9 protein-coding genes are annotated in these 15,123 nt (G+C 52.2%); 5 read left to right on the forward strand and 4 right to left on the reverse strand.

The genetic code is table 11. The annotated features are described in order from the left end of the window. The first annotated feature begins 243 nt into the window (after positions 1-243). The gene (locus NDI52_RS06660; RefSeq protein WP_190771889.1) at positions 244-1,758 is read left to right on the forward strand and encodes a CHASE2 domain-containing protein; all 1,515 of its coding nucleotides are present in this window, start codon (positions 244-246) and stop codon (positions 1,756-1,758) included. A 158-nt stretch (positions 1,759-1,916) separates the two neighbouring features. On the opposite strand, the gene NDI52_RS06665 is transcribed toward NDI52_RS06660, so the two are convergent. Beyond that, the gene (locus NDI52_RS06665; protein WP_190771888.1) at positions 1,917-2,441 is read right to left on the reverse strand and encodes a GIY-YIG nuclease family protein; all 525 of its coding nucleotides are present in this window, start codon (positions 2,439-2,441) and stop codon (positions 1,917-1,919) included. Between the two features lie 680 nt (positions 2,442-3,121). On the opposite strand from NDI52_RS06665, the gene NDI52_RS06670 reads away from it, so the two are divergent. The 3 genes from NDI52_RS06670 to NDI52_RS06680 all read left to right on the forward strand — a co-directional run bounded on the left by NDI52_RS06670 (position 3,122) and on the right by NDI52_RS06680 (position 5,225). Next, the gene (locus NDI52_RS06670; RefSeq protein ID WP_190771887.1) at positions 3,122-4,174 is read left to right on the forward strand and encodes a DUF1517 domain-containing protein; all 1,053 of its coding nucleotides are present in this window, start codon (positions 3,122-3,124) and stop codon (positions 4,172-4,174) included. Between the two features lie 61 nt (positions 4,175-4,235). Next, positions 4,236-4,715: a flavin reductase gene (locus NDI52_RS06675; RefSeq protein WP_190771886.1), complete on the forward strand. Its 480-nt coding sequence runs from the start codon at positions 4,236-4,238 to the stop codon at positions 4,713-4,715. 156 nt (positions 4,716-4,871) lie between these two features. Continuing rightward, positions 4,872-5,225: a phenylpyruvate tautomerase MIF-related protein gene (locus NDI52_RS06680; protein ID WP_190771885.1), complete on the forward strand. Its 354-nt coding sequence runs from the start codon at positions 4,872-4,874 to the stop codon at positions 5,223-5,225. 70 nt (positions 5,226-5,295) lie between these two features. Here NDI52_RS06680 and NDI52_RS06685 read toward each other — a convergent pair whose 3' ends face one another. Then, a complete protein-coding gene (locus tag NDI52_RS06685) occupies positions 5,296-10,140 on the reverse strand; it encodes a translocation/assembly module TamB (protein ID WP_190771884.1) in 4,845 nt (1,614 codons plus the stop codon). Between the two features lie 1,232 nt (positions 10,141-11,372). Between NDI52_RS06685 and NDI52_RS06690 the strand changes: the two genes are divergently transcribed. Continuing rightward, a complete protein-coding gene (locus tag NDI52_RS06690; protein ID WP_199307874.1) occupies positions 11,373-13,319 on the forward strand; it encodes a serine/threonine-protein kinase in 1,947 nt (648 codons plus the stop codon). Positions 13,320-13,487: 168 nt separating this feature from the next. Here NDI52_RS06690 and NDI52_RS06695 read toward each other — a convergent pair whose 3' ends face one another. Further along, positions 13,488-14,240, reverse strand: coding sequence for a carbon dioxide-concentrating mechanism protein (locus NDI52_RS06695; protein WP_347280052.1), 753 nt, complete (start codon positions 14,238-14,240; stop codon positions 13,488-13,490). A gap of 80 nt (positions 14,241-14,320) precedes the next feature. Continuing rightward, complete coding sequence (locus NDI52_RS06700; protein ID WP_190771882.1) at positions 14,321-15,025, reverse strand: hypothetical protein; 705 nt, start codon at positions 15,023-15,025, stop codon at positions 14,321-14,323. Between the last annotated feature and the right edge of the window lie 98 nt (positions 15,026-15,123).

Raw genomic sequence — 15,123 nt, forward strand, 5'->3', positions numbered from 1 at the left:
AGAGAGAAAGCTCGACTCAAGGGGAATATATCCATAGGGTTGGCTTGGTAAGGAGCTGAATTTTTATTGTCCTAACGGAAAATTGCTAACTCACCTTAACTGCATCATACCGGGGCTTTGCTGAATCGCTTACGAATACAAGTGACGATTCACATCAGCAGTAGCCTGTATACCTCTGGCCCCTGGTATAACAGTCGTGATAGCTGGAACGCTAGAAAGTTTTCGCCTAAATCTACTACAGCAATGCCACTTAAAATTACGCAACTTGGGGCGGCAGTTCGGGAAAAAACATCGACCCTGACGTCACGCCTACCCGCTATTGTGGCGACGACGTTGTCTGCCAGTTTATTGGTAACGGGAAGTGTGGTGGCTGCCCGTTGGCTGGGGTGGCTACAAGGCCCTGAATTAGCTGCCTATGATCACTACATGCGTCGCCGCCCAGTTGCTCCTTTGGATGATCGATTGCTGGTGGTGGGAGTGGATGAAACAGATATTCAAACCCGGCAAGAGTTCCCCATTCGCGATCGCACCCTGGCGGATGTTCTCACGGCGCTGGTGGCAAATGATCCTCTAGCGATTGGGGTTGATATTGCCCGTGATATTCCTCAAGGCGATGGCCGAGCAGAGCTCGCATCGGTCATGGCTAAAAACGAGCAAATTATTTCTGGTTGTCAGATGAGTGGGGGTGACAATCCAGGAGTACCTCCGGCTCCCGGTGCTCCGCCAGAGCGCACAGCCTTTGCGGATTTCCCTAAGGACCCAGATGGAATAGTGCGTCGTAGCATTTTGGTATCGGTACCGGGGCCATCGGAGGTGCCGCTTCCGGTTCAGCACCTGTGCAATGATACGAACCCGGAGAACCAAATGGTTTCTCTACATTTCTCCATGGCGTTGGCTTACCTGTCCTCCCAGGGGATCGAAGCGACAGCGGGAGAGGATGGTGAAATTCAGTTAGGGCAGGCCACGCTGCACCGTCTGGGGCAACAGGCTGCGGGCTACCGGCGCACTCAGGCCTATGACTATCAGGTGCTGATGAATTATCAGGGCGCTGAGAAGACTATTCGAGTGGTAAGCCTGTCAGACGTGTTAAAGGGTGCGGTGAAGCCCGACTGGATTCGGGGCAAGGTTGTGCTGATTGGGTACACGTCAGCAGTCGCGAAGGATTTACTAGCCACTCCGTTTAGTGCGGCGGGAGATGGGGGCGACCTGATGCCAGGGGTAGAAATCCATGCTCAGGGAACCAGCCAGCTCATCAGTGCGGCGTTGGGAGAACGGCCCTTGATGTGGTACTGGCCGTGGTCGGTGGAAGTTTTGTGGATTCTGGGATGGGCGATCGCGGGCGGTGCGATCGCCTATACCAACCATCGCATCTGGCTCTTTATTGTTTTAGAACAGGCTCTTCTAGTTGGGTTGTATTTGATCTGTTTTGTAGCCTTTATCGAGGGAGGATGGCTCCCCCTTATTCCAGCTGTTTTTGCAGTGCTGGGTTCAGCATTTGGAGTGGCGTTGCTGAGCCGTGCCGATGAAGGTGGATATACGCAGGCCATCTATGAGCAGATGCGGGAGAAGGTGAAGGGGATGGTGCAACCCAAGATTGAGATTGATCAGGCAAAGCGGGAACGGGAGGTCAGCGAGATCACAGATTCGGGATACTTTCAGGATTTAGTTTCGCGAGCGAAGACAATTCGGGAGCAGCGGAAGCAAAGTCTCTCTAAATCAACCCTGGAGTTTGAGAAGACGGATGGGAGCCCTGAATAGAAAGTGTTCAATGCTTGGCTCGGCCTGTTTTAAAGGTTATTTATTCGTGCGCTTTGTACACGAGTAAATAACCTTTAAAACAGACCCGAGTAAAAGCCCAAAACCTTGGAGGTAGCGATGTAAGCAACACCCCTACCCCAAAGTTGGAACTATGTAGCTTATGCTTTAAGGTTCAGCTGCCCTACGTCTTTGAGTTTTGGGTCAAATCGTAAAGGGATCGTAACCCCCCTGGCTTCCAGACGGGCCAAGACTTCCGCTTCTGCCCGCCTGGCGGCTGTTTTAAGGAGCTTGGCTCGCTCCAGTTCTTCGGCTTGGGCGCAGGCGGTGACTTCCTCGGAGGTAAGCCAGGGGCGGACGTCGATAGGCTGGTTCCAGACATCTGTGTCGGTACTATTGCCAGCAGGTGTGGTGCCGTTTTCAGTAATCCAGGCTGTGCGAGTTTCCTCCAAGAGGGTGCGGTTAGGGCGATCGCACATCTCCACCTTCAACCAGTAGCAATGATCGGGTTGGCGCACCAGATGCTGACGCAGGCTTAAAGCCACATCGCGGGAATAACCAACAAATTGCAGCACCTGATTGGCATCAAAAATGGCGTAAACTCCGATTTTTCCCTCCAGGTCGGGAGCAATTTGGCCTTGCTCTGTTAAATAAGGCTGAAAATCGAGTTGTGATAAGGGTGTCATGGGTCAGTCGTTTGGGGGAGGAACACTCGCTCTTTTCAGAGTAATCGCTAAGTTTCTCCTATCAACTTTGGTTCATTAACTGTAAAAAAACAATTCAATCAACAATTCTCATGAAGTTGCTGATGTTTAGAGATGGGGAATGCTTCGTACCCCTATCTCTAAACATCGGTTGATTTCTAGGGTACATCCTACTCTTGCAGATTGAAAACCCAGTTTTGTTAATGTGGTGGGCAAAGCCCGCCATATTAACAAAACTGGGATGTACCTGATTTCTATCGCTTGGTATTAGTTACAGCGCTTTTCAAACACTTAAAATATGGTTGTTTTTGTGAGAGCCGCGCTCCGCGCGGCTCTCACAAAAACAACCATGGCTGACTCAAGCGCAAAGCGCTGTAGATTTCGAGATACACCACTATTCCCTTGTATGGGAACAGGAAAAAACTTTTTCAAAAAAGTGAATAAAAGTATTAATTTTGCTTCTTTAGGCCTCCTTCTCAGGGCGGTTGTAAGCCATCTCGATTTCTTTCACACTGGCTGTTAATAATAAGCCGTCATATTCAGTGCAAATTAATAGTGCTGTGGGGCACGAAGCCCTCATATTGGCGTGCTTAATTAAGAAGCTTGTGAGATAAATGAGCGCCACAATTTTAAGCAAACTGCAATAGCACAGGACGCACATCATGGGCAGACTACAGCGTGCAGGAACGAAAGGATGGATCCGAACAGGGGCGATCGCTCTCCTCAGCCTGGGCATTTTGGGCGTGGGCGACATTGCCCTGAGCACCACCTCCGGCGGACGCACTCGAGGCGGTGGTTTTGATAGCGCTCCTCCTGCTGGCGGCGGCGGAACACTGCCGCCCTCCGATTATCGACCCTCGTCTCCGCCCAGTGGTTGGAACTACCCTTCGGACTACAGTCCCTATGAGGAGCCCTACGGCCGTCCTTACCGCCGTTATCCATCTGGCCCGGTGATTGTCCCCGTTCCGGGTGGTGGTTATGGTTCTGGTCCGGTGATTCCTGGGCCGAGTTCCTCAGGGTTAGATTTTATATTCCTGCTATTCTTCCTGGGCTTTGGCGTGTTGCCTATTATCATGACTTACCTGAAGCTGGCTTCATCCCGACGAGGCCCGGCTAGCCATGGGTACGGTAGTGCTTCGGGTGAGTTGCACAACGACCGGGTGACTGTGACGCAACTTCAGGTCGCCCTCCTGGCTCAAGCTCGGTACATTCAAGATACCCTCAACCAAATTGCGGAGCAGGGGAATTTGAATACCAAGGAGGGGTTGGTTCAAGCTCTGCGGGAAACGGTTTTGGTGCTGTTGCGATCGCCCGAAAACTGGACGCATGTCCTGTCCCAATCCCAAAGCGTTGATAGTCGAGCTCATGCATCCCAGCTCTTTGAGCAGTTGTCTCTGGAAGAACGCAGTAAGTTTGATGTGGAGTCACTGGTGAATGTCGGTGGGCGGGTTCAACGACGCGATCGCCTTCACCGAGAGGAAGACCCGGCGTCCTACATCGTCGTGACCCTGTTGGTTGGCAGTACGGACGATCGCCCACTCATCTCGGGGCCTATCTATAACTCAGATGATCTCCGTACGGCCCTCAAGCGCCTGGGTTCCATCTCGCCAGAATCCCTGCTGATCTACGAAGTCCTCTGGTCGCCCCAAGATCCGAGTGATAGCCTGACCCGGGATGAACTACTGACAAACTATTCTGGCATGGTGCAGATCTAGCGACTCAGCCATAACCAAACCGGATACACTAACCCTGTACTGTGTAACCGGAGTCACAACTGTGCTGGACGAACAGGCGAAAAAGACGATTCTCCGCAAGATTCCCCACGGTCTCTATATTTGTGGTGTCACAGATGGGGAGGAGGTCAATGGTTTTACGGCGAGCTGGGTCATGCAAGGCTCCTTTACACCGCCCCTGGTAGTCAACTGCGTCAACACCTCTTCCATTTCTCACAGCATGATTAAAGCCAGCAATGTGTTTGCCCTTAGTGTCCTGGAGGATGGGCAAAAAGAACTGGCTCAAAAATTCTTTAAACCCATGCGTCGGGTTGGCAATAAATTTGAGGACGTGGAATTTTACCTGGGCGAAACAGGTTGTCCCATCATTACTGACACCCTTGGTTACGTGGAATGCCGTGTTATTGGTTCTGTCGAACAGGGCGATCACACCGTTTTTGTCGGTGAAGTGGTTGCGGCGGGTGTGCATCGTGAAGGCAACCCGCTACGGTTGGAGACCACCGGCTGGAATTACGGTGGATAACAGCAGGTCAAGATCAGCAAAAGTAGGCGTTTTCGAGGGCAGTCTATAGGCCGCCCTCGAAAATGCTGTTAGTCCCAATTGTTCTATCCGCTTCAATCGTGTGTGGGCTACACAAATGCCCATGCCGTAAGAATATGAGCGATACCTAAACTGTCTATGCCGCTGATTAAAGTTCAAACCTCCATCCCTACCCCCGATGCTGCCAGCATCGAAACGCTGCTCAAACAACTGTCAGGTAGCCTTGCCAAACATACCCGAAAGCCCGAATCCTATGTCATGACGGCTTTTGAAAGCAATGTTCCTATGACATTTGGCGGCACGACTGATCCGGTCTGCTACGTAGAAGTGAAAAGTGTGGGTTCTTTTAGTGCCGACCAAACGCAAGCCATGAGCCAGGACTTTTGCAATCAAGTCAGCTCTGCGATTGGGGTACCTACCAATCGTATTTATATTGAATTTGCAGACGCAAAAGGTTATCTCTGGGGCTGGAATGGTTCCACGTTTGGTTAACTAGAGCCCTTTTTTTATTGTTGTTTTTTCGTGCGTAAAGCGCACGAAAAAACAACCTTTAAAGCAGACTTTAGAAACGCGTTTCGAACTCCAGAATAGCTCCCTGTCCTCCCTCTGTATCGACGTAACCGCGCAGCAGCAGTTGATCCGTGAGACGATAGCGCAGGTTGAACTGTACGGGTGCATCTGCCGTAAGAATAGCCAGGACCGATGCCGAGAATTGCCCTGTAATATCCACCCCCAATTCGGATGCAAGCTCCAACGTGCCGGTAGAAGAACCTCTCGCCGTTTCATCCTCCGGCAAAATTGTTGGGTACAGCCGGAATTCTGTGATCCCTAGAGCACGAGTCAGCTGATTTTGCAGCTGGGTTAGAAGGGCCGAACTGGCGAGGTTGGCGATCGCCAACGATCCATCCCCTTCAGCCAAAGACGCCACCACGTTTCCTCCTAACAAAGAAATAATCTCGCTTTGGGTACGAGCAGGGCTACTACTCAGCTCCAGGTTTTCTGAGAGTTGGCTGGCATATCCCTCGACTCGGGCTTCAACCCGTACTGTGCCCACAGCTCCAATGTCCGTTGCCAGAGTTTCTGCGATTTCAGCCGTACCAAATGGCGAAGTGGAGGGGGCCGGCACGCGTTGAAGTTCGGGTACCGAGGTTACTAACCGGACATCCAAGAATGGATCGAGCCCCCGATTGGGGTAGAACCGGGCAATGTTTTCATAGCCGCCTGCCAGTCCAAATTGAGTCGTAAACAAGTTCACCTGCCCGCTGCGTAACCGAATCGTACCTTCGGGCCGAAGATTGCCAATAGGGCCATCAATCAGCAGATCACCCCGCGCCACAAAATTGAGGATCGGGTTCTGGGTAATGCGAAGGCGATCGCCCAGAGTAATCTTCAAATCCTCCAGTCGTGGAGGTCGAGTCGGGCCACTCTGGTAGGGTTCCTGGGTGGGAGCAGCGGCACCTCCGCCCCGATTACTGGCCAGTTCGACCTGCCCACTGGACAGCTCAATATCGCCAGTCACAATGGGAGCAAACGCAGTTCCCAACAACTCAACCTGACCGTCGACGCCTCCCCGGTACAGCCCTTTAAAGTTCAGCACTACATCGCTGAGGGTTACAGCTAATGGGTTGCTTGCTTCGAGTTCGGTCGACTCTGGTAAGTCATACTCATTGAAGATCGGCCATAACCCCTGGGCTGTCACAAACCCCTGTTCGAATTGCCCCTGCAAGCCATTCACCCGAATCAACCGGCGATCAAAGGTGACATTGCCATTTACATTGGTCAAAGGCTCAGGTAGAGCAAGGGCAGAAACAATCCCATTCGTGAAGGTGGCAGTTCCTACGATCTGGGGCTCATATAAAGTGCCTGTCACATTCAGGTCAACGACTCCCTCCCCGCCTTCCCACTGCACTTGATTGGTAAACAAGCTGAGGAGTTCCAGGCCATCATCCTCAACCCGAGCATTTAAGGTGATATTGTCAGACGCTGGCTCCACAGCCATGAAGGGGAGTTGATAAGGAATACTTCCCTCGACCCGGAGGGGATTGGTATCGGGAATGGCAGCCTCGCCAATAAAACTAAGGCGTGCATCGGTATAGCTGAAGCTGGTACGAGCCCGGTCCAATGCTTTCTGGTTGAAGGTGCCACGATCGAGCAGAATGGTACCCCGAGCCAGGGGGTTATCGAGGCTCCCCCCAATTAATACGTTGGCGTCTAAGTCTCCTGTCACATCTACCGGCACATTCAGTAGATCGCGTACCCCTTCTGCTGGGATGTTGGAGATTTGTATTTGTCCATCCTGGCTTTCGCCGCCGAACTGGCCAGAAATATCGATGTAGGCGTCCTCGTTGGCCTGCACCCGCAAGGGAAGCAGTGTGACGGCTCCATCACTAAAGCTACCCTGGGCAATCACCTGATCCGCCTGGTATTCTCCCCAAACCCAATCGACACCGTTTACATCGAACTCGGTGTTTAGGCCTTCCGCGAGAGAGCCGTTCACCGATACAACTCCCGTAAACACCCCGGATAAATCCCGCAGGTCTGGTAGCTGGATGCCCTGGGCGGCTTCCTGCTCCTCAATGTCTTCAAGAGCCTGAATTTCGGCTAGACGACGGAGTTGATTCAGCAACGAGTCTTCGGGGTTTCCCACGGCAACGGTTGTGACATCTTCAGCTGCTGCAAAATTGGGTGCCCCAAACCCCCGACCAATGTCTCCAAACTCATACCATTGCAACGCTGTTAATACATCCTGCACATAGCCCTGATCAGCAGCTACCTGCACTCGGACTGTGCGATCGCCCCGCGTCTCAACACTTCCTCCCACCAGAAAACGGCTGTCCCCTAGCAGTAACTCGCCATTCTGTAGAGCCAGGACGCCCTCTTCATAACGGAATCGTGTGCTGAGGCGATCGCCACTCACATATCCCACCGCCGGGTCAGCGACTTGAATATCTCCACTGGCTGCCAGGGTATTCAAATTCACTGTAAAGTTGCCCGCCGTCAGAGTACCTCGAGGTGTTCCCAACGTTGCGACAGGGGGCAAGTTGAGAAATGCCACCGGGAAGTTAACGACCTGGGCTTGCAAGCGATCGCCCTCTGTGGTTCCCTGAGCTACGGTTTCTCCACGGCGAATTAAAAATTCGGTCGGTCGGTTGCGGCTGTTGAGTTCGGCAAAAATTCGGTCCTGGGCTCCTACTAAGTCAATGCGTCCGCCTCGATTTCGGGTAAAGGCGATCGGTCCGCTCAGCACCGAATCAAATGCCAGACGATTGACCACCAGGTCACGGGTCTGTAGACGACCCTCCACACTGGGGGATTGCGGGGTACCTGTGACTCGCCCGTCAAATGTGCCTCGCCCTGCCAATTGCACCTGATCGGGCAGAAAGGCTTGTAGTTGAGTCAGGTTATAGTCTCGAAGCTGTAGCCCTACATCCAAGCGAGAGATTTGGGGTGAACCACTAAGGCTAGTAAACACAGTACCGCTGGCGGAAAAGCCGGGGGCGGTGGCCTGGTTGATTTGCAGGCGATCGCCCAACCAGGCAAATGACGCATTCAGAGGGCCTTGCAGATAGGGAACTCCCTGGGTTAGGCGCACATTCCCCTCGGCTCGCACACTACCGGGGCCCAGGTCACGCAGGTTCCCGGCAACCCGTAAATCTGTATTCAGCACCCCTTGTACTTGGGGCGAAAACTCGCTTAAAGAAACATTGTTGACCCGGACAGCCGCTTCCAGGCGGTTATTGGCGATCGCCCCTGTTCCCGTTACGGTGCCCCCCGCCACTTGCGCTCGAACATTGCGGAAGCCGATATTTCCTCCCGCAATTAACACCTCACCCTGGAGTGGGTAAGTACCTCCGCGCGAGCGTGCCTGAATTTGGGTTTGTACCCGTTGCAGGGGACCTGATACTCGAACATCCGCATCGGTGATGCCCAGGCGTAGCCGATTGGGAAGGTTGGCTCCGTAGGACTGGGCGATCGCATCACTGGCTACGTTCCGTACTGCAAAGTTCAGTGCAATCTGCCCTGCATCGCCCAGGGTGACAGAGCCACCACCCTGCAGGCTTCCTCCCGTTGCAACATTGGCGCGCACCTCGGGCAAGTTCAGAATACTGCCGTCTTCGTCAACGTCGAGGGCAAAAGTGGTACTGGCTGAGTTTAATGTGACCCGATCCACCCGAGCTGGACCGTTGGTCTGTACCCGCCCAGCAACATCGGGGTCGTCAATGTCGCCCCCCAGGGTCGCGGCTACATCAAAATTGCCTGCAATCGGAATGGGTACATCAAACCCTACCGTACGCTGGATGGTTCCGAAAGGAACGTTCTTCGCTTCTGCGACGAGGTCATAGCCCCTCTCTAAGTGAATATCTCCCCGCAGGGCAACCGGAATCTCACCGTACTCAAACGTGCTGTTCTGAATAACGATTCGCTGCCCCCGAAACCGTGCATTCGCCTGCACATTCTGAATGGGTTGCGGTACATCCTGCACGACCGCTCTACCCTGACGCACACGGACGAATCCATCGAGCGATCGCAGCGTATTCTCCTCTACCAACACCGTTAAATTGGTCGTCAGTAACCCAGCATCCAGAGTGACAGGAATCGCAATTAACGAGCTGACATCAGCGGCTGCCAGGTTCCGGCTTCGCAAAGTAAAGGAATATAGCTCCTCCTCCAACAGTAACCGGCCTGACAACCGGGCCCGTCCCCCTGTGCGAGGAGTCATCCGTACGTCAAATGTCAGTACGTTATTGTCGTCCTGTAAGGACAAATCTCCATTCACGTCGGAAAAGTTAACTTCCGGCCTGGCCCCAAGGCTTTTACCCACATTGGGTTTACCAATCTCCTGTTGTACGGTTGGGGAGGGAAGTAATGTCAACTCCCCATTACGTACCTTGAGGTTATCCAACTCGACTTTAAAGGGCCCGGCTTTCTCGTCTTCCTCTTCCTCCTCCGTACGGCCAAATTTGGTAACAATCCACTTTCCATCGGGTGTCTGATCGATGACGCCGCGCGGATTGACCAGGGTAACGTCCAGACCCACACGCCGAGTCCAGAGAATCTCCCATAGATCATAGGTGGCAACAATCTGATTGATATCGATCTGATCGAGATCGGTGTCTGTGGCGGGTAAGGTGGAAGCCCCAAAGGTGACACCTGTCAGTGAGAAGGATTCAACATCTTCAATTTCTACAGGGCGGTTCACCAAATTGGCAAGTTGCTTTGCCACCGTAGGAGCCAAATCTCGGGTTACGAAAAGATAGAGCCATAGCCCTCCCCCGGCTCCTCCAAGTAGCAGGGTTGCGCCAATGCCCAAGCCTACCCGCCGCCAAAGTCGGCGTCTCCGGCTTCGTCGTCCTGCTGGGACGTGTTCCTGCTCTGGGGGTTGTTCCCCATTTGGTGAATTGGTCATGTCCTTTCCTTAACCCCACACCCAAAGCCACAGCCCACTATTTAAACCCCTGAATCTTACCCTGATCCAAAAATTTGGCTGTCGTACAACTTTCAGTTAAGACTTTAGCCCACAACCTGAAGTTTCCGAATGGATTTTAGAATATTCCAATCCATAAAGTTGCCATGGATGCAACAACTGAAACTTTGTACATTTTTTCTGGAGATGTTGATTTTCTGTCTATGCTATGCATTCAGATCGATATTTTAAGGAATTGGTTCCAATGTTTTAAATCGACAATGGAAGTTATTGCTCGTTTCAACTTTCTACAACATTATTTTCAAAAGAATTTTTTCTCCTTCTGCAAGATATAGTGCTTCTACCGAATTCGCGAATGCTCTTTAAAAAACGGGATAAACATATCTCACTTGGGTTCTCCAAAACATCCGGACAGTTATATCACTACTGTCGGAGCCTGAATTTAATAAACCCCGCTTTTCTGAGGAAAGTTCGGCGTAGTTGAACTTTCCTCAAAAAAGCGGGGTTTATTTCGCATGAGATCCGTCTATAAATCGGTTCTGGAGGAGTTTAATGTTTGTCTTGAGTTGTAGGGCTAAGTAGTAGCGTTGATCTTTCCAAGTAGCTCTGTGCGAGGATAGACTGAACTCCCATCTTGGTGTGCACGAAGCGCAGGCCAAGATAAGAGTTTTCAAGTGCCACACAACGTGTGGCACTTGAAAACTCTCTTAATCCGAACTCAGGTTGCTTAAACGTATCAGAAATTTAAACGTGGTTTATTTTAAGAACCTATTCGAAAAACGAAAACCCGATTTTGGGAAGGTGTAGTGCGTATGCACCGCGCCCTCCCAATTAACTTTTTGCATCAGCTCTTAGCGATACGGATTTTCTCTCAGTATCTTCAATGAAAAACCAGGTGGCCTCAGGGATATCCGCCTCCGTAAAAACTGCAAAGTCTTAGAAGCGCCCAGGAATTTACAGCAGAGTGTCCCCGTGAAATTACGGTTCGGATCGGTTTACACGGTTGAAAAGTAACAAAGCTAAGCTAAAACTTGATTCAATCTTGAAACTGTCTTTAGCCGTACTCATTAATTTATAGGAAATACTGGAGAGAGCCAGGCCTATAACTGCATCTTACCCGTAAAACTGGCTTCTGCCGGGCTTAGCCAACGGCTCAACAACGTCATGAATCTTGAAGTGCGATCGAATCAGGGAGTTTTGTGGGAATGCTAGATATGTCTACTGCAGAAGTAATATCCGCAAAACAATGGGCATCTACCTCCTCAAGACCCAGTGAGGAGAAGCCGACCCCTGATTCGTCACACGTCAAAACACAACATCGGGAGCCTCGCTTAGGTATGTTGGGAAAAACCATCGGGGGCCGTTATCAAATTGTTCGTCACTTAGGGGGGGGAGGGTTTAGCCAAACCTATCTGGCTGCCGATCAGCACCTACCCGGTAAGCCCCTATGTGTGGTCAAGCTACTCAAACCTCGTGTTACCGATCCGGAGTCTCTACAAGCGGCGCGGCGGTTATTTGATCGGGAAGCCCAGGTACTCTACAGTCTGGGAAGCCATAGCCAAATTCCACGTCTGTATGCTCACTTTGAAGAGAACGAGGAGTTTTACCTCGTACAGGAATATATTGAAGGCACGCTGATTAGCAAAGAGCTAAAAGCGGCCAAGGGGGAGGATGAATCCTATGTCATCAACCTGCTTCAAGACATCCTGCAAACTCTGGAATTTGTCCATCAGCAACAAGTTATCCACCGCGACATCAAACCCTCCAACTTGATCCGACGCCGCAGTGACCAGCGCGTGGTGCTGATCGACTTTGGAGCCGTGAAGCAAATTGGGGTTCATCAGATGTCTGAGACCCTGAATCAACAAACCAGCTTTACCATTGCCATCGGTTCCAACGGGTACATGCCCAATGAGCAAATTGCTGGTAAGCCTCGCTTTAGTAGCGACGTCTATGCCGTGGGTATTGTAGGGATTCAAGCTCTGGCTCGCTGTAAACCCAGTCAGCTTCCGGAAGACCCCCGCACTGGAGAAATCATTTGGCGCGATCGCGTTGATGTCAGTGTTGAATTGGCAGAAGTCATCGACACAATGATCCGCTACGATTTTCGTCAGCGTTATCAGACAGCGGCCGATGCTCTTCAGGCTCTGCAACGCCTATCCCCTGCTCCCACCCACGAAGTTGTTATCCTACCTTCAGTACGTCACCACAGCTTAGAAGAGCACTTAGCTTGGATGGAGCGAGGGGATGACCTGTTTCAGCAACAGCGCTACCGGGCTTCAGTAGAATGCTACGACAAGGTGCTCCAAATTAAGCCCGATGAATATCTGGCTTGGTTTAAGCGAGGTATCGCTCTCGACAACCTGAAACAGTATGGCGAAGCAGTAGAATCCTACGATCAGGTGCTCAAACTGCAACCTGAAGACTATCTGGCCTGGTTCAAGCGGGGTCGTGCGCTAGAGCATCTAGAGTATGCGGATGAGGCGATCGCTTCCTACGACAAAGTCATTGAACTTCAGCCCGATAACTACTGGGCCTGGCATGACCGAGGCCGTGCTATGGAAGCGGCCCAGCGTTATGAAGATGCTGCTTCTTCTTACGCTCGTGCCGTTCAACTCAAGCCCGACTTTAAGCTGGCAATCCAGAGCCGCAAACGCTTGCTCAGCCAGCTGAAGCAGGTGGATCAATTGTATGGATTGCAGCATTATGAAGAGGCGATCGCCTCTTGCGAAGCGGCTATCCGAGCCAACCCCCAAGACCCTTTAGCCTGGCTCATGCGCGGCATGGCCATGGAAAATCTGAAGCAATACCAGGCAGCCATCGCATCCTACAGCCAGGTAGTCAAACTGCAACCCGATGACCATTTGGCCTGGTTCAAGTTAGGAGCCGTTCTGGAGATGGTCAACAAGCCTGCCGAGGCGCTCGTCTGTTACAACCGGGTGCTGCGAATTCAGCCCGATAATTCTTGGGCCTGGCACGATCGCGGGCGGGTGTTGGAACTGTTGCAAAAGTACGATGCAGCACTTTCCTCCTACGATAAGGCGCTCCAGCTTAAGCCTGATTTGACGGCTGCGATCGAAGGGCGGCAGCGGGCTTTGAATAGCCTCAAAACGGATCCAGCTGTCACGAATGTTTCAGTGGCAACGCAGGTTCAGAAATAAAAGTCCTTTTCAGGACTTACGCAAGTCCGCTATATCTAGAGCATCTATGTTGTAATTGGGGTGCTTCGCACCCCAATTACAACATAGATGCGTAAGTCCTGCTTTTGATAAAAGTGACCATCAACACAAAGAGAAAGAGACACCGCTGTCTCTTTCTCTTTGTGTTAGCTACGCATCCTCGGGTTCTTTCTGGGGAATCGCTCGTAAATCTGGTAGCGCTACCGGTCCTGGTTCTGGGAGAGCTTGTTGTTGATGGGATTCTTCTGCAGGAGCTTGCTGCTCCACAGTTTCCTGCTCCCGCTGCTTGAGCTCAATCGGTAGCACCAGAGGTCGGGGTGTCTCAATCCAGCAGCTTGCCAGTGGCAGCACCTCTTCCAAATCTTCCAGTGGGCGAGGAATTACCATGACTGCGTGAAGCTCACCAATGCGCTCCGCCTCATGCATTCCCGCCTCGATCGCCATCGCCACATCCGATACGCGCCCTCGGATGATGGCCGTACACAATCCTGAGCCAATGGTTTCCGTGGCAGCTAGATGCACGTCAGCCGCTTTGAGCATGGCATCTGCAGCCCCAACGAGAGCCGGGTATCCTCGGGTTTCGATTAGTCCTACCGCCATGCGGTTCAGGCGGCTGGTACCCCGATCAGACACATACTGAGCTAACCGACTACCGATGGGCAGCACGGCCTCCAAATTCCGAGACGGTCGCGCAATGATGGACTTTGAGACGAACTGGTCAAAGCCTTTGGCGGCCTGCTCACCCATCTCAACGGCAATCCGGACATCGGAAATATTGCCTCGAACAACGGCAGTACAGTAACCGCTTCCAACTTTCTCAAATCCCACCAGGGCTACCCCAGATGATTTCAGCATCATATCGGCTGTCCCGACGATCGCCGGAAAGCTACGGGTAGAAACCATTCCCAGGGCAGCATCGCCGAAGTCCCGTTCCGGACGGGCTGGATTGACAGATGGAGCCGCCTTGTCATTCGTTGACGTCATCAGGACTCCCCGCCCTCAGGCAGATCGTGGGTCGGACTTGCAGGGGGCGTATTGGATAATGCAGGTGATCCAGTCGGAAAATCCCGACTCGGAAATATCATTGTCATTAGACGGTAGAAGGCTTCGAGGCCGTAAACCTGAGAGGCGATGGGAGGCATTGAAGTGCCGCCAACCGATGAATTTTGAGAAGGCTCCGCAACGGATTTGGCTTCAGAATCTGAGTCTGGACCTTGCTCATGAGGACTGACCTCGCATGTCCGAGGTGCATCAGGGATTGCCGCCACCAAATCTTCTGGAGAGGGCGGTTCGAAAACCCCTTCCAGGCCCAACGAGCCATTGTAAGAATCCTGAAGGATCATCTGTCCCGCCTCGACTGTCGGGTTTACCAAGGTAGCAGAGGCTCCAATGCAAGCCTTTGCTCCAATCTTACCATTGCCCAACAGAAGCGCTGCAGATCCAACAACCGCTCCAGCTTCAATGGTTAAGTCTCCACCAAATCCATGCACAATGCTTCCGGTACCCATGCAAACCCCAGGGCCAATGAAGAGACGGCAACCGGGTTCAGCTAATAGTAATGTGCCGGGGGCGATCGCCGCACTTGGGTCAACAACAACCTCCCCTACTACCCAATAGGGTATCTCTGGGTTCTGTGCCTCAAGGTGGCCATTCATCTCAGGTATTCCGGCTTGGAGGGAGCTGTGCATCCGTCTGGAAACCTGTCACCAATAAAATCGTTTGATTAATATCTGCAAATCTTAAAAGCTTACTGACGACATCTGCGGGGCGATCGCCCCGCAGATGT

It is taken from the genome of Leptolyngbya sp. PL-A3 (assembly GCF_039962325.1).
Lineage (GTDB): Bacteria > Cyanobacteriota > Cyanobacteriia > Elainellales > Elainellaceae > Vacuolonema.

What these genes read in the sequence shown, in the direction of transcription:
- NDI52_RS06670 (WP_190771887.1), top strand. Translation starts at nt 3,122, where the DNA reads ATGGGCAGACTACAGCGTGCAGGAACGAAAGGATGGATCCGAACAGGG.
- NDI52_RS06700 (WP_190771882.1), bottom strand. Translation starts at nt 15,025, where the DNA reads ATGCACAGCTCCCTCCAAGCCGGAATACCTGAGATGAATGGCCACCTT.
- NDI52_RS06660 (WP_190771889.1), top strand. Translation starts at nt 244, where the DNA reads ATGCCACTTAAAATTACGCAACTTGGGGCGGCAGTTCGGGAAAAAACA.
- NDI52_RS06690 (WP_199307874.1), top strand. Translation starts at nt 11,373, where the DNA reads ATGTCTACTGCAGAAGTAATATCCGCAAAACAATGGGCATCTACCTCC.
- NDI52_RS06680 (WP_190771885.1), top strand. Translation starts at nt 4,872, where the DNA reads ATGCCGCTGATTAAAGTTCAAACCTCCATCCCTACCCCCGATGCTGCC.
- NDI52_RS06665 (WP_190771888.1), bottom strand. Translation starts at nt 2,441, where the DNA reads ATGACACCCTTATCACAACTCGATTTTCAGCCTTATTTAACAGAGCAA.
- NDI52_RS06685 (WP_190771884.1), bottom strand. Translation starts at nt 10,140, where the DNA reads ATGACCAATTCACCAAATGGGGAACAACCCCCAGAGCAGGAACACGTC.
- NDI52_RS06695 (WP_347280052.1), bottom strand. Translation starts at nt 14,240, where the DNA reads ATGGTTTCTACCCGTAGCTTTCCGGCGATCGTCGGGACAGCCGATATG.